This window comes from Streptomyces sp. NPDC048278 (assembly GCF_040652195.1).
Lineage (GTDB): Bacteria > Actinomycetota > Actinomycetes > Streptomycetales > Streptomycetaceae > Streptomyces.
On the sequence record NZ_JBEZLP010000001.1, the window covers coordinates 282,982 to 298,517 of the forward strand.

General features: G+C 72.0%; 11 protein-coding genes. 6 read left to right on the top strand and 5 right to left on the bottom strand.

The annotated features are described in order from the left end of the window. The first annotated feature begins 158 nt into the window (after positions 1-158). Positions 159-1,670: a glycoside hydrolase family 3 N-terminal domain-containing protein gene (locus AB0D74_RS01320; protein ID WP_362578927.1), complete on the top strand. Its 1,512-nt coding sequence runs from the start codon at positions 159-161 to the stop codon at positions 1,668-1,670. Positions 1,671-1,868: 198 nt separating this feature from the next. Beyond that, positions 1,869-3,287 carry a glycoside hydrolase family 76 protein gene (locus tag AB0D74_RS01325; protein ID WP_362580134.1) on the top strand — a complete coding sequence of 473 codons (1,419 nt, stop codon included), beginning with the start codon at positions 1,869-1,871 and terminating at the stop codon, positions 3,285-3,287. A gap of 29 nt (positions 3,288-3,316) precedes the next feature. On the opposite strand, the gene AB0D74_RS01330 is transcribed toward AB0D74_RS01325, so the two are convergent. Further along, positions 3,317-3,745, bottom strand: a complete 429-nt coding sequence (locus AB0D74_RS01330) for a secondary thiamine-phosphate synthase enzyme YjbQ (protein ID WP_362578930.1) — start codon at positions 3,743-3,745, stop codon at positions 3,317-3,319. Positions 3,746-3,830: 85 nt separating this feature from the next. On the opposite strand from AB0D74_RS01330, the gene AB0D74_RS01335 reads away from it, so the two are divergent. Next, positions 3,831-4,907 (top strand): NAD(P)-binding domain-containing protein, encoded by a 1,077-nt coding sequence (locus tag AB0D74_RS01335; RefSeq protein WP_362578933.1) that lies wholly within the window; start codon positions 3,831-3,833, stop codon positions 4,905-4,907. Between the two features lie 12 nt (positions 4,908-4,919). On the opposite strand, the gene mltG is transcribed toward AB0D74_RS01335, so the two are convergent. Both mltG and AB0D74_RS01345 read right to left on the bottom strand, forming a co-directional pair. Next, complete coding sequence (mltG, locus tag AB0D74_RS01340; protein WP_362578937.1) at positions 4,920-5,828, bottom strand: endolytic transglycosylase MltG; 909 nt, start codon at positions 5,826-5,828, stop codon at positions 4,920-4,922. A gap of 126 nt (positions 5,829-5,954) precedes the next feature. Further along, on the bottom strand, positions 5,955-7,856 hold the full coding sequence (locus AB0D74_RS01345) for an ABC transporter ATP-binding protein (RefSeq protein WP_362578940.1): 1,902 nt from the start codon (positions 7,854-7,856) through the stop codon (positions 5,955-5,957). 95 nt (positions 7,857-7,951) lie between these two features. Between AB0D74_RS01345 and AB0D74_RS01350 the strand changes: the two genes are divergently transcribed. Beyond that, positions 7,952-8,404, top strand: coding sequence for a MarR family transcriptional regulator (locus AB0D74_RS01350; protein WP_362578943.1), 453 nt, complete (start codon positions 7,952-7,954; stop codon positions 8,402-8,404). A gap of 79 nt (positions 8,405-8,483) precedes the next feature. Here AB0D74_RS01350 and AB0D74_RS01355 read toward each other — a convergent pair whose 3' ends face one another. Further along, complete coding sequence (locus tag AB0D74_RS01355) at positions 8,484-9,821, bottom strand: cation:dicarboxylase symporter family transporter (RefSeq protein ID WP_362578946.1); 1,338 nt, start codon at positions 9,819-9,821, stop codon at positions 8,484-8,486. 182 nt (positions 9,822-10,003) lie between these two features. Beyond that, positions 10,004-11,602: a peptide-N4-asparagine amidase gene (locus AB0D74_RS01360; RefSeq protein WP_362578949.1), complete on the bottom strand. Its 1,599-nt coding sequence runs from the start codon at positions 11,600-11,602 to the stop codon at positions 10,004-10,006. Between the two features lie 142 nt (positions 11,603-11,744). On the opposite strand from AB0D74_RS01360, the gene AB0D74_RS01365 reads away from it, so the two are divergent. Together AB0D74_RS01365 and AB0D74_RS01370 are read left to right on the top strand one after the other, a co-directional pair. Beyond that, a complete protein-coding gene (locus AB0D74_RS01365) occupies positions 11,745-13,259 on the top strand; it encodes a M1 family metallopeptidase (protein WP_362578952.1) in 1,515 nt (504 codons plus the stop codon). 238 nt (positions 13,260-13,497) lie between these two features. Beyond that, on the top strand, positions 13,498-15,519 hold the full coding sequence (locus tag AB0D74_RS01370; protein WP_362578955.1) for a peptidoglycan recognition family protein: 2,022 nt from the start codon (positions 13,498-13,500) through the stop codon (positions 15,517-15,519). Positions 15,520-15,536: the final 17 nt, after the last annotated feature.

Sequence of the window (15,536 nt, forward strand, 5' to 3'; positions counted from 1 at the left end):
GAACTCGCGTGCCTCCAACTTGGACTAGACCAACTCATCCTGTCAAACACCCCAGTTGAGGGCGCGTTTCGCCAACAGGGCGCGATCCAGGCCCCCTTGACACGTGCGGCTAGCCTGACGGAGACGCATTGGTCTGTACCAACAGGAGGGCGCACGCTATGGTCTCCAGCAAGCACAGCCAGGAGTTGCGACGACTGGCGCGCTCCGTCCTGCAACCGGGTTTCGTGGGCACCGAGGCCCCCGACTGGGTACTGCGCGAGATCGGCGACGGGCTGGCATCGGTCGTACTGTTCTCCCGCAACATCGTCACGCCCGAACAGGTCGCCCGCCTGACCGGGCAACTACGCGCGGAGAACCCCGAGTTGATCATCGCGATCGACGAGGAGGCCGGTGACGTCACCCGGATCGAGTCGGCGACCGGCTCCACCCGGCCGGGCAACTTCGCCCTCGGCACCGTCGACGACACCGAACTCACCGAGGCCGTCGCCGCCGACCTGGGCCGCCAGCTGCGCACGGCCGGGGTCAGCCTCGACTACGCGCCGAGCGCGGACGTGAACTCCAACCCCGACAACCCGATCATCGGGGTCAGATCCTTCGGCGTCGACGCCAAGGTGGTCGCACGGCACACCGGCGCCTGGATCCGGGGACTCCAGTCGGCCGGCGTCGCCGCCTGCGCCAAGCACTTCCCCGGCCACGGCGACGTGGCCGTCGACTCCCACCACGGGCTGCCCGTCTACGAGGCCGACCGCGACCGGATCGCCGAGCAGGCCCTGCCGCCGTTCCGGGCCGCCCTCGACGCGGGCGTCCGTGCGGTGATGAGCGGCCACCTGCTGGTCCCCGCCTACGACCCCGACCTGCCGGCCACGCTGAGCCGCCGCATCCTGGAGGAACTGCTGCGCCAGGAGCTCGGGTTCGACGGCATCATCGTCACCGACGCCATCGAGATGGGCGCCGTGACCGGCCGTTACGGGATCGGCGGGGCCACGGTCCGGGCCGTCGCAGCCGGTGCCGACGCCGTCTGCGTGGGCGGCGAGAACGCCGACGAGGCCACCGCGGGGCTGCTCGTGAACGCCCTCACGGACGCCGTGCTCGCGGGCGGCCTGCCGGAGGAGCGGCTCGCCGAGGCGGGCCTTCGCGTCCGGGAGTTCGCGGCCTGGTCGGCGGGGCTCAGCCCGGCCGGCACCGCCGTCTGGGACGCCGACGGCATCGGCTTCACGGCGGCCCGCCGCGCCATCCGGCTGACCGGGGCGGTACGGCACGCCCTGCCGCTGGTCAACGCGCCGCACGTGGTGGAACTGGTGCCCACCACCAACCTGGCCATCGGCAAGGAGACCCCCTGGGGCGTGGCCGCCCCGCTGGGCGAGCGGCTGCCGGGGACGACCTCCGCCCGCGTGGACCGCGAGGAACTGCTGTCCCGCGCGGGCACCTTGGAAGCGCGGGCGCTCGTCCCCGCCACCGGACGGCCCCTGGTCGTGGTGGTGCGCGACGCCGCCCGGCACGCGTGGATGGCGCGGGCCCTCACGGAACTCGTCGCCGCCCGGCCCGACGCGATCGTCGTGGAGATGGGCCTGCCGGGCACCGTCGTCCCCTCCGCCGCCCAGATCTTCACGCACGGCGCCACGGCCGCCTCCGGGGTGGCCGCCGCGGAGGTGCTGGCGGGTGCCCTTTAGTGCAGACCTGAGTGCACATTGGTCCGGACCTGAGCGCAACGTCCGTACCCGTGCGCCACATTGACGCCTCCCTTCCGCTTCCCTACCTTCCGAGAGCGCTCTCACATCCGTCCCTCGAAGCAGGGAGGTGCCATGTTCCCCGTGCGCAGACCCGCCGGCCGCGCCCTTCGCCGGCTGGCGACGGCACTCGCTCCGGCACTGTTCACCGTCCTCGTCCCCCTCACGCCCCCGGCAGCCGCCGCCGACACCGGCGCGGCGGCCACCGTCTGCAACAGGTACTGCGACGCCCGGGACCCCGCGCTCTCCCCGGGTGACCGCACCCCGGTCACGGCGGGCATCTACGCCCGGTCGGTCGTCCTGCACTTCGACGACACCGACGCGATGGGCTGGGCCTCCATCGACAACGGCAGCCCGGGCGACGAGGTGTGGCTCGACCGCTCCTTCGACGGCGGGCGCACCTGGAGCTCGGGCAGCAAGCTCGGCGACACCACCGTGCCCACCGGTCAGCGCGGCTGGCGCACGCTCATGTACAACGTCGACGACTGGAACGACCTCGGCGTCGGCGCCCTGCGCGCCTGCGGCAAGGCCGGGGACCGCGCCGAGATCGCGTGCACCCCCTGGGCCCGCACCACCTGGAACGCGGGCGAGCCGCGCACCGCCGCGGCCACCGGCCTGATGACCTTCTACAACTACGGGACCGGCCTGTTCGACACCACCGGCTGGTGGAACTCCGCGAACGCCCTGACCGCGGTCATCGACAACATCCGCGTGACCGGCATGGGCAGTTACCGGTACGCGATCGCCCGCACCTACGACCTGAACGTCAACGCGCAGGGCGGGCAGTTCCGCAACGACTACATCGACGACACCGGCTGGTGGGGCCTCGCCTGGGTGGCCGCCTACGACCTGACCGGCGACAGCCGCTACCTGGACACGGCCCGCGCGGACGCCGACCACATGGCCGCCTACTGGGACTCCACCTGCGGCGGCGGAGTGTGGTGGAGCACGGCGAGGACGTACAAGAACGCGATCGCCAACTCCCTCTACATCCAGCTCAACGCGGCTCTCCACAACCGCGTCCAGGGCGACACCACGTACCTCGCGCGTGCCCGGGCCGGCTGGACCTGGTTCCAGGGCACCGGCATGGTCAACGGCTCGCACCTGGTCAACGACGGCATCGACCTGTCCACCTGCGGCAACAACGGGCAGGCCGTCTGGTCGTACAACCAGGGTGTCCTGCTCGGCGCGCTCGCCGAGCTGTACCGGGCCACGGGCGACGGCGGGCTGCTCACCAGCGCACGGCAGATCGCCGACGCGGCCACCACGACCTCGCTGCTCCACACCTCCGACGGGATCCTGCGCGATCCGTGCGAGAGCGGTGACTGCGGAGGCGACGGCCCGTCCTTCAAGGGCGCCGACGTCCGCGGCCTCGGCAGGCTCAACGCGGTACTCCCGGACCACCCCTACACCGACTACCTCAGGCGCCAGGCGGACCGCGCCCACGCGAGCGACCGCAACGCCCTCGACCAGTACGGACTGCGCTGGTACGGGCCGCTCGACCAGGTGGACGCCGCCCGCCAGCAGAGCGCCGTCGATCTGCTCGACGCGGCGTCCTGACCGTCCGACGACAACGCCGGCCGCCGGGGTCAGGAGCCGGCGAGGAACGTGAGGCGAACCTTTCGCTGTGGATTGTCATGGTTCGTGTCGACCAGGCAGACCGACTGCCAGGTGCCCAGCGCCAGGCGGCCGTTGATCACCGGGAGGGTGGCGTGCGGGGGGACGATCGCCGGGAGGACGTGGTCACGGCCGTGGCCGGGGCTGCCGTGCCGGTGCTGCCAGCGGTCGTCGGCGGGGAGGAGGGTGTGCAGGGCGGCCAGCAGGTCGTCGTCGCTGCCGGCGCCGGTCTCCAGGACGGCGATGCCGGCCGTCGCGTGCGGGACGAAGATGTTCAGCAGTCCGTCCCGGCCGGCGGCGGCGTCGCCGAGGAAGGTCTCGCAGTCGCCGGTCAGGTCGACGACCCGCTCCCGGCTACCGGTGGCGACATCGAGTTCTCGTGTGGTGAAGGCATCCGACATGGTTCCATCCTGGCCCATGCGCCGGACCGCGGGACGGGCGGCCGGGCCGGGAAGATCCACGGCCGTCCCCGCTGTTGGCAGAAGCGTGAACGATACGCGTGAGGTCGAGGCAGTCGTCGTCGGCGCCGGTCAGGCGGGCCTGTCCAGCGCCTACCACCTGCGGCGCACCGGCTTCGAGCCGGACCGTGACTTCGTGGTGCTCGACCACTCCCCCGCGCCCGGCGGCGCCTGGCAGTTCCGGTGGGCGTCCCTGACCTACGGCAAGGTGCACGGGATGCACGCGCTGCCGGGCATGGAGCTGACCGGGGCCGACCCGGCGCGGCCGTCCGCCGAGGTCATCGGGGAGTACTTCGCGGACTACGAGCGCGCCTTCGGACTGCGGGTGCACCGGCCGGTCGACGTCCGCGCGGTGCGCGAGGGCACCGGCGGGCGGCTGCTCGTGGAGACCGACCGGGGCGACTGGTCGACGCGGGCACTGGTCAACGCCACCGGCACCTGGGACCGGCCGTTCTGGCCGCGCTACCCCGGCCAGGGGACCTTCCGCGGGCGTCAGCTGCACACCGCCCAGTACGCCGGGCCCGAGGAGTTCGCCGGCCGGCGGGTCGTGGTCGTCGGCGGCGGCGCCTCCGGCACCCAGCATCTGCTGGAACTCGCCCCGTACGCGGCCTCCACCACCTGGGTCACCCGGCGGCCACCGGTCTTCCGCGAGGGCCCCTTCGACGAGGGCGTGGGCCGCGCCGCGGTGGCGCTGGTGGAGGAGCGGGTACGGCAGGGGCTGCCGCCGCGGAGCGTGGTCTCGGTCACCGGGCTCCCGCTCAACGACGCGATCCGGCGGGGCCTGGCGGACGGGGTCCTGGACCGGCGGCCGATGTTCGACCGCGTCACGCCCGACGGGGTGGCGTGGAACGACGGGCGGCACGTCGACGCGGACGTCATCCTCTGGGCCACCGGCTTCCGGGCGGCCCTGGACCATCTGGCGCCGCTGCGGCTGCGCGAGCCGGGCGGCGGGATCAGGATCGACGGGACCCGTGCGGTCGCCGACCCGCGCGTGCACCTCGTCGGCTACGGCCCGTCCGCCAGCACCATCGGCGCCAACCGCGCGGGGCGCGAGGCCGTACGGGACATCAGGCGGCTGCTGACCGGGGACCCGGTCGCCGCCTGACCCGCCGACCGCTCACTTCGGCGACTGCGTGACCTGCGGCGACCGCTGGTTCCCGGTCTTCTGCGCGGCGTTGAAGTCGGCGACGTTGCGCTCGTGTTCGGCGAAGTCTGCGGTGAACCGCGTGTCCCCCGGCTTGACCGTGACGAAGTACAGCCAGTTGCCCGGCGGCGGGTTCAGCGCGGCGCGCATCGCGTCCGTGCCCGGGTTGTCGATCGGGGTGGGCGGCAGGCCCATGCGCTGGTAGGAGTTGTAGGGGTTCTCGATGCGAGTGTCGTTCACCGTGGTGTTGAGGGTGCTGCGGTTGAGCGCGTAGTTGAGGGTGGAGTCCATCTGGAGCGGCATGCCGCGCTGCAGCCGGTTGAGGACGACGCGTGCCACCTTTCCCATGTCGGCCTTGTCGGCGGCTTCGGCCTGGGCGATGCTGGCGATCGTCACCGCCTGGTAGACGTTCATCGCGTCGCGCTGCGCACCGGCCGCGACGGGCGCCCAGCCGAACCGCTGGTTGGCGGTGTCGACCATGCCCCGCAGCACCGACTGCGGGGTCGCGTCCCGGTCCAGGGGATAGGTGGCCGGGAAGAGATAGCCCTCCGGGTTGCCCCCGGCCTCACCGGGGAGCTTCAGGCCCGCGCTGCCGACGGAACTCCTGGTGCTCCCGGCCGGGAGGGCGAGGGCCTTGTCGACGGCGTCGTAGACCTGGGACGCGCGCCAGCCCTCCGGGATGACCAGGGAGGCGGCTCCGGCCCGGCCGCCGGCCAGGGCCAGCAGGGGCACCACCACGGCGGCACCGGCCACCACGGCACCGGTCACGACGAGGACGAGCCTGCCCCGGCGGGTCAGCCGGATCGACTTGCCGCGTGCCGGGGCGCCGCGGCCGGCGGGCGTCCGTCGACTCGGGTTCCGTGGCGGAGTGTTCATCTGCATGCGGGCACGTTAGCTCGCACAAGGCGATAAACCCGACATATCTTCAGCTTGTCGGCTCCACTGTGTCGGCTCCACCGTGTCGGCCTCGTTCAGCCGGCTCCGGTGGTCGGCCCCCGGCCGCCGGCTTCAGCCCGTCGGCGGTGTCGCATGCCTGCGTCCCCGGTCGCCCCGCCGGCGTACCGGCCGGAGGGCCGTCTCGCGCTGAGCCACCTCGGCGGTTCCGGCCTGCTCCCCCGCCGTCTCCAGCCGGGCGTCCCGGCGTACCAGTGCCGCGTACCGGCCGTCGAGTGCGAGCAGCTCCTCGTGCGTGCCGCGTTCGGCCACCTGACCGGAGTCGAGGACGACGATCTGGTCGGCGCCCTGGATCGTGGAGAGCCGGTGGGCGATGGTGATGGTCGTCCGGTTGGCCGACAGGGCGTCGATGGCGTCCTGGACTGCGTGTTCGGTGCGGGTGTCCAGAGCGCTGGTCGCCTCGTCGAGGATGAGGACGGGCGGGTCCCGCAGGATGGTGCGCGCGATGGCCAGCCGCTGCTTCTCGCCGCCCGAGAAGCGGTGTCCGCGTTCGCCGACGACGGTGTCGTAGCCGTCGGGCAGTGCGGCGATGTGCTCGTGTATCTGGGCCGCGCGGGCAGCCGCGTGGAGCTCCTCGTCGGTGGCGTCCGGCTTGGCGAAGCGCAGGTTGTCGGCGACCGAGGCGTGGAAGAGGTACGTCTCCTGGGAGACGACGCCGACCGCGCGGGCGAGGGTGTCGAAGTCGAGGTCACGGACGTCGACGCCGTCCAGGGTGACCCGGCCGCCGGTGACGTCGTAGAGCCGGGGCACCAGGTACCCGAGTGTGGACTTGCCGGCGCCGGTGGGGCCGACGACCGCCAGGCCGGTGCCGGCCGGGACGGCGATGTCGATGCCGTCGAGGACGGGCCCACCCTTGTCGTCGTACCGGAACTCGACCTTCTCGAAGCGGACCTCGCCCTTCACCCGGTCGAGGTGGACCGGCCGGTCGCGCTCGGTGATGTCGACGGGCAGGTCGAGGTATTCGAAGATGCGCTGGAAGAGCGCGAGCGAGGTCTGGATCTGGACGCCGGTCGCCAGCAGGCTCACCGCGGGGCGGAACAAACCCTGCTGGAGGGAGACGAAGGCGACGATGGTGCCGAGCGAGATCTGCGCGCCGCCCGTCTGGAGGGCCAGGCCGGCCGTCCAGTAGATGACGGCGGGCATCGCGGCCATCACGATCGTGATCACGGCCATCCGCCAGCGGCCCGCCATGTTCGACCGCACTTCCAGGTCGACCAGCTGCTCGGACTCCTCGGCGAAGGAGGCGGTGAGCGAGTCGGCGCGGCCCATGGTGCGGCCGAGCAGGATGCCGCTGACCGAGAGCGACTCGGTGACCGTCGCGGCCATCGCGGCCATCTGCTTCTGGCGCTGGGTGGTGATCTTCTTGCGTTCGTTGCCGACCCGGCGGCTGATCCACACGAAGAGCGGGAGCAGGACCATCGAGACGATGGTGAGCCGCCAGTCGAGGGCGATCATCGCGACGACGGTGGCGACGACGCCGGTCAGGTTGGAGACCAGGGAGGTGGCCGTCGAGGTGACGGTGGCCTGCATGCCGCCGATGTCGTTGGCGATGCGGGACTGCACCTCGCCGGTGCGGGTGCGGGTGAAGAAGGCGAGCGACATGCGTTGCAGCCGGCCGTAGACGGCGGTGCGCAGGTCGTGCATGACGCGCTGGCCGACGGTGGTGGATATCAGCGTCTGAAGGACGCCGAAGACGCTGGTCAGGACGGCGCTGAGGATCATGCCCAGCGCGAGCAGGCTGAGCAGTCCGGTGCGGCCCTGCGGGATCGCGGTGTCGAGGGTCGCCTTGAGCAGGAACGGGGTGGCGACCGAGACCAGCGAGGCGGCGCCGACCAGCAGGCCGACGACCGCGAGCCGGCCGCGGTAGGGGCGGAAGAGCCGGAGGATGCGGCGCACCTGGCGGGGTTGTCCGGCCGAGGTGCCGTCAGGGGTCCAGTTGATCTCGTCTCGGGGCATGGCTCCTACGGATGGGTGTGGTGTGTACGGACTCACGGAGCATAGCTCACTGTTACCTATACTCACAATGAACATGGTCCTGATATTGTTCCCGTATGAGCACCCCCGACCCCGACGGCCCGCTCGCCGAGCAGTTGCTGCGCCTCACCCGCCGGGTGTGGCGTATCCAGAAGCGCCATCTGGCGGCGCGTGACCTGGGCGTCACCCCCGCCCAGTCTCGGCTGCTGCGCACCCTCGCGCACTACGACGCCCCCCCGCGCATGGCCGACCTCGCCGAGCGCCTGGAGGTGGTGCCGCGCGCGGTCACGACGCTGGTCGACGGACTGGAGGCGAGCGGCAAGGTGTGCCGGGTGCCGGATCCGACGAACCGGCGGGTGACCCGGATCGAGATCACGGCGGAGGGGCACGAGACCCTGCGCGAGCTGCGGGCCGCACGCAGGTCGGCGGCCGAGGAGATCCTGGCTCCGCTCTCGCCGGAGCAGCGGGAGATGCTGGCCGGACTGCTGGACACGCTGGTCGACGGGCCGGTGCCGGCGAAGCACTGCTGAGGCACGAGGCATGAGGCATGAGGCATGAGGATGACCAAGCGGCTCCCCGCCCGGAGCGGGGACCCGCTTCGCCGTCCGGTCAGCCTTCGGCCACCAGTTCCTCGGCCGGCTCCTCCGTGACGACCGCGATCTCGCCGCCCAGCACCTGCTTCGCCCGCTCGACGTCCAGCGCACCCTCCCAGCGGGAGACCGCGAAGACGGCCACGCAGTTGCCGAGCAGGTTGGTGACGACGCGCATCGAGTCCATGATGCGGTCCACGCCGAGCAGCAGGGCGACGGCACCGGCCGGGATCGCCCCGAGCGAGGAGGCGGTCGCGGACAGGGCGAGGAAGGCCGACCCCGGGATGCCGGCCATCCCCTTGCTGGTCAGCATCAGCACCAGGACCACGGTGATCTGCTGACCCAGGCTCAGGTCGACGCCCACGGCCTGGGCGATGAACAGGGTGCCGATGGAGAGGTAGAGCGAGGCGCCGTCGAGGTTGAAGGAGTAGCCGGTGGGCAGCACCAGGCCCACCGCGTCGTCCCGGGCACCGGCCTTGCGCAGCTTCTGCATCACGCGCGGCAGCACGGACTCCGTGGAGGCGGTGCCGAGCGCCAGCAGCAGCTCCTCGCGGATGTAGCGGACGAACCTCCAGAGGCTGAGCCCGGTGAGGGCTTTCAGGGCGACGGCGAGCAGGGCGACGAAGAGCGCGGCGGCGGCGTAGCAGAGGACGATCAGCTTGGCGTAGGTCTCGATGACACCGAGGCCGTACTGGCCGATCAGGACGGCCATCGCGCCGAAGACGGCGATCGGGGCGAGGCGCATCACGAAGCCGACGATCGCGAAGACGACCTCCTGGGCCTGCTCGACGGCCGGCAGCACCTGGGGCACCCTGGTGTGCCCGAGGTGGAGCAGCGCCGCGCCCACCAGGCAGGCCAGGACCAGCACCTGGAGCAGGGAGTTCTCGGCGAAGGCGCCTATGAAACTGGTGGGCAGGGCGTTGAGCACGAACTCGGTGGTCGAGGGCAGCGAGCCGCCGCCCGTCCTGGCGTCGACCGCCTTGGCGCTCAGCGTGGCCGGATCGACGTGCATCCCGGCGCCGGGCTGGACGATGTTGGCGGCGACAAGGCCGATGACGAGCGCGAGCGTGCTCGCCACCTCGAACCAGACCAGCGCCTTGAGCCCGATCCGCCCGAAGGCCTTCAGGTCGCCGGCCTTGGCGATGCCGACGACGACCACGCAGAACACCAGCGGCGAGATGATCGTCTTGATGAGCCGGGTGAAACCGTCGCCGAGCGGCTGGAGGTCCGAGGCGAACCCGGGCCACAGCCGCCCGACGACGATGCCGAGCACGAGCGCGCAGGCGACCTGCGCGAAGAGAGAGGTACGCAGTATGCGTGCGAAGCGTCGCGGCAGGGACGGGACGGACGGCGGCACGGGCACTCCTGGTGGGGGGATCGACTCGCCGAAGCCGAGCGGGACTTCTGCGATACGGAAAGCGACTTCCGTGCCGATCACTCTGGAGGTGTTCTTGATCCCGTTCGAGACCGCCGCGTCACAGCCGTGTAAACAACGCACCGGGTGGCGTGTCGCACCCGCCCCGGCTCAACGGCAGGCGCTCAGCAGCGGAGGCGATCCACCGTCAGCACCCCCTGTTCGGTGGCCAGCGAGCGGTCGTAGCAGCCGTCCGGGCCGTACAGCCGGTAGCGCTCGCTCGACGTGCCGACCGCGTGCCGCTGGTCGCGCGGCACGTTCAGGGTGTACGTGGCGTCCCCGCTGTAGGTGTCGTCGAGCCGTGACCAGCCGCCACCGGACCGCCTCACCGCCGCCCGGTCACCGAGGGCGAGTTCGGTGCGCAGCCGGTCGTCGGTGCCGATGGTGGTGGCGCCGTCCATGGTGTAGGTGCGGTGGGTGCGGGTCGTCCGGGGTGCGCCGCCCGCCCGCACCGTGACGCTCTGGTCGTCCGTCCAGGTGGCGTCGAGCGCGTCCGTCGTCTCGCCGTCGTTCCAGCGGTGCACGGAGGTGTTGGCCAGCGTGCGGCTGACGGTGGTGGTCACCCGGCCGTGCGAGGTGTCGACGTATCCGGAGACGGTCAGCCGGTGCCCGGCGTCGGTGTCGACCCGGTACTCCCCCGAACCCGGGGTGTACACGGAGGAGTTGACCGGCTCGGAGGCCGTGCTCCCGGTGAGCTCTCCGGTGACCCGGGCCCGGTGCGCGTCCTGCCAGACCAGCACGTTCACGGGGGCGCTCCAGCCGGCCTGGCCCGCGGGCACGCCGGCGACGGAGACCTCGACCTGGTGCGGGCGGCCGTCGTCGAGGATCCCCGCGAACGGTGTCAGGTCGTATTCGATCGGCTTGACGTCGAAGGCGCGCGGGCCCGGCACGACGTACCAGAGGAACGGGTTGGACCAGCCGCCCGTCCACACGTTCGGGAACGGCGCGGCGATTCCGGCCAGCCGGCCGTCGACCCTGATCTGCACCTCGCGGTAGGGCCCCTTGTCCGCCTTGCAGGAGTACGACGCCGGGTCGGCCACGGTCAGGTACCAGAACTCCTCGCAGCCGCCGCCGGACCCGGTGGCGTACACCTCGGCGACGATGCGTTCGCTGTTGCGCGGGGTGGTGAGGGTGGTGCCGTCGCCGGCCAGGGTGAGCACCTTGTCGGGGACGGAGGCCTCGGGTCGTCCCGCGTAGAAGGTGAGGGTCGCCTTGACGTCGATGACCCCGGTGTAGGTGTCGTCGACAACGTTGCCGATGAGCATCTCGACGTCCTGCGTGGAGCGGAAGGTGTCGCTGTAGCGGGTGACGTCCTTCTCCACGTGCCACTCGATGCCGTCCGGCGAGGGCTCGGGGGTGGAGGTGCGCAGCACCTCGACGCCGCCGACGTGCAGGTAGCCCAAGCGGTCGTACTGACGGCCCTTCACCTTGCCGTCCAGCCGCAGGACGACCCTGCTCCAGCGGTCGCCGCAGCCCCGCGGGGGCGTGTACGTTCCCCGGTACGGGGTGAAGTCGCGGAACTGGGCCTCGGCCAGGGTGACTTGGCAGGACCTGGCGCCCTTGGGCACGGAGACCGGCGGGGCCGCGGTGACCGGGTCGTGCCAGTCGGTGCCGAACTCGGCCGGGACGTCGGCGGCACGGGCTGCGGGCGCCCCCGTACCGAGGAGCGCACTCGCCAGGAGGGTCGCTCCGGCGAGCATGGACATGACTATCCGTCTTCTCATGGCCGGTGTTCTACGGGGAGTTGGCCGCCGGCCGCAATGGCGGGTCCCGTCGACAGCAAGCCGTTCGGCCACCCGGACCGGGCGGGCACACACCCTACGAACAAATGGTGCTATGAGCGGACAGCGCTGTCACAGTGCTGCCATGGAGATCAAGACCGCTCGCGCCCTGCGCGCCGCCCTCGCGTTCACGGGAGCCGTCGCGCTCACCGGCACCGGCTGTTCGGGCGGTGACCCGCACCGGGGCCACGGCTCCGCCGCCCCCGGCGCCTCGGCCGCCTCGTCCGGTGCCGTCCCGTCCCCCGGCGCGCCCGGGATCGGCGACCCGCTCATGCCGCTGGACGGCAACGGCGGCTACACGGTCCGCCGTTACACGCTCGACCTCGACTGGCGGGCCCCCCGGACGCCCTTCCCGGCCGGTACCACCATCAGCGCCACCGCCACCCAGGCCCTGTCCCGCTTCGACCTGGACTTCGCGGGCAACACACTGCACCGGGTCACCGTCGACGGGGCGCCCGCCCACGCCGTACGGGACGGCGACGAACTCGTCGTCACCCCCGCGCGGCCGATCCCGCGGGGCAGCACGTTCACCGTCCGGGTCTCCTACACGGCCGACCCGACCCAGCGACGGCAGCGGAGCGACGCGATCCGGGAGTACGGCTGGGTGCCCACCCCCGACGGCACCCTGGTCTGCGGACAGCCCGACGGCGCCAAAATGATCTTCCCGGCCGACGACCACCCCAGCCTCCGGGCGCCCGTCACCTTCCACATCACCACTCCGCCCGATGTGAGCGCGGTGGCCAACGGCCGGCTCGTCGAGCGCGTCCGGCAGCCCGGCGGGCGGGTGCAGTGGACGTACGACTCCGAGGACCCCGTCGCGGCCCAGCTGGTCCAGCTGGCGATCGGGAAGTTCACGTTCGTCGCCGGCCGGGGGCCGGGCGGCCTGGCCGTGCGGGACGTGGTGCCGGACGACCTGGTCTCGGACACCGAGGACGAACGCTCGCTCACCCCGGAGCACCTCGCCTGGCTGGAACAGCGGCTCGGCCCGTACCCGTTCCGCCGCTACGGCGTGCTGGTCGGGGACACCGAGCTGCCGGTGGCGCTGGAGACGCAGTCGCTGTCCCTCGTGCCCAAGGACGACCTGCTGGGCGACCGGGTCGACGCCGAACGCAATCTCGTCCACGAGCTGACACACCATTGGACCGGCGACAGCGTCGCCGTCCGGCGCTGGTCCGACCTGTGGCTGAGCGAGGGTCACGCCCGTTTCTACGAACGGCTGTACTCCGCCGAGCACGGCGGCGTGAGCATGGAGGACGCCATGCGGGCGGCGTACGAGCAGCACGACCAGTGGCGCCACGACGACGGGGCGCCCGCCGAGCCCACCGGGCCGACGCTCTTCAAGGTGATGCGCTACGACGGCTCGGCGCTGGTGCTGTATGCCCTGCGGGAGAAGGTCGGTGACGAGACGTTCGACCGGATCGAGCGGGCCTGGGTCACCGAGTACCGGGGCCGCGCGGCCGGCACCCGGGACTTCCTCGCCCTCGCCTCCAGGGTCGCGGGCAAGGATCTGACGCCGTTTCTGACGCCTTGGCTGTACGGGCCCGACACGCCGCCGATGCCGGGTCATCCCGACTGGCGGACGGACCCGGTCGAGGACTGAGTCCGCGCGGTGCGCGGCCGTCGCCGGACGCCGGGCCGTTGCCCGCCGACCGGGTGGCCTCTGCCGGAGCGCTGGGCCACCCGGTCGACGCTCGGCGCGCCGTGTCGCGCCGGGCACGGAAACGTACGAGGGGTGACGTGAAGGGCAACCCCCTTGCCCTGGTTGCGACGAGCGTGCTTGGAGACCCTCAGCAAGCGGTTGGAGACCCTCTGGTATGAGAAGAACTGTCGCTCCACGTGTGCCCAGTGCCCTCCGGACGTGCCGCCTGACGGCCTGCCTGATCGCGACGGCCGCGCTGCTGCCACCGCTGCTGATCCTCCCGCTGTCCGGCACCGACGACTCGGAGGACCAGCGTCTGCAGAACGCCTTCACCGACGCCGCGCGCGAGTTCCACGTGCCGCGCAGCGTGCTCATGGGCGTGTCCTACATGCAGTCGCGCTGGGACACCCACCCGGGCGCCCCGAGCGTCGCGGGGGGCTACGGCCCGATGCACCTGGTGGACACCACCCGTGACCCCACCTCGGCCCAGTCCCCCGCACCGGGCGCGCCGGCGCCGGACGGCGGCCGGTCCGACCCGCTCGCCGGAACGGCGTTCAGCACCGGCGGTCACGCCGTGCGGCCCGCGGACCTGCAACGCGCCGCACGGCTGATCAAGGCCCCCGCCCGGCAGCTGCGGACGGACGCCGTCGCCAACGTACGCGGCGGCGCGGCGCTGCTGGCCGCCGCCCAGCGGCATCTCGGCAAGCCGCTCAGTGCCGACCCGGACGACTGGTGGCAGGCGGTGGAACGTTTCCCCGGCACCCGTGACATCACGTCGGCGACGACGTACGCCAACGACGTCTTCGGGCTGATCCGCCGGGGCGCCCACCGGACCACCGCCGAGGGACAGGAGGTCACCCTTCCCGCCACCCCGGGTGTCAGCCCGCACCACGGACCGCAGGCCCCCAAGCGGCCGAAGGAGGTCGAGTGCCCGCCCGAGGTGGCCTGCGACTGGCTCGCCGCACCCTACGAGGAGATCGACGACGACGGCGACTACGGCAACCACGACCTCGCCGACCGGCCCCGGGACCAGCAGATCGAGTACATCGTCATCCACGACACCGAGTCGACGCTGCCGAACATGTTCAAGACCGTGCAGGACCCGACCGAGGCGTCCTGGCACTACTCGATCCGCTCCAGCGACGGCCACATCACCCAGCACGTCAGGACCAAGGACGAGGCCTGGCACTCCGGCAGCAAGTTCGTGAACGCCCGCTCGATCGGCATCGAGCACGAGGGTTTCCTCGCCCACCCCGGCACCTGGTACACGGAGCAGATGTACCGCTCCTCGGCCCGCCTGGTGCGCTACCTGGCGAAGAAGTACGACGTCCCGATGGACCGGCAGCACATCTTCGGCCATGACAACGTGCCGTCCCCGACCGGCGACAGCATCCCCGAGATGCACGAGGACCCGGGGCCGTTCTGGGACTGGCGGCACTACTTCGACCTGCTCGGCGCACCGCTGAAGGCCACGGCCGGACCGGACAGCCCCATGGTGATGATCCTGCCGGACTACGCCACCCACAAACCGCGGTACACGGGCTGCGACGGCGACGGCAAACCGTGCCTGCCGCACGGCTCCAGCGCCGTCCGCCTCTACACCCGGCCGGACGAGAACGCCCCGCTGATCCAGGACCCGGGCCGCAGGCCTGACGGCGACCCGTCCACGGAGGACGTGAGCGACCTGGGTTCCCGGGCCTCCACCGGGCAGACCTTCGCCGTGGCCGACCGCAGCGGCGAGTGGACCGCGATCTGGTACCAGGGCAACAAGGCGTGGTTCAAGAACCCCGCGGTGCATCCGACGGCCGTCGGTGCGAGCGGTCGCATGGTGACGCCGAAGGAGGGGCTGGACGAGATCCCGGTGTTCGGGCGGGCCCTGCCGGAGGAGGAGGCCTACCCGGAGGGGATGGAGGAGGAGGACGAGGCGCCGCTGCCGTACACCCTGCGGGCGGGCCAGCGGTACGTGACACAGTCCGACCTCGGCGGCTCCTACGTCGACCGGTCCACCTTCGCGGCCTCACCCCAGCCCGTGGTGGTGGGTCAGGAGAGGTACTACGAGATCCAGTTCGGCCACCGGCTCGCCTACGTCCGGGTGGACGACGTGGACGTGGTGGACACGGACTCCACCAGCACCACCGGCACTACCGGCACTACCGGCACGACGGGCTCCGCCGGCACGACGGGCTCGGCCGGGAGCGAGGCCGTCCCGGACGCGCAGTGACCACGGCACCGGGCCCG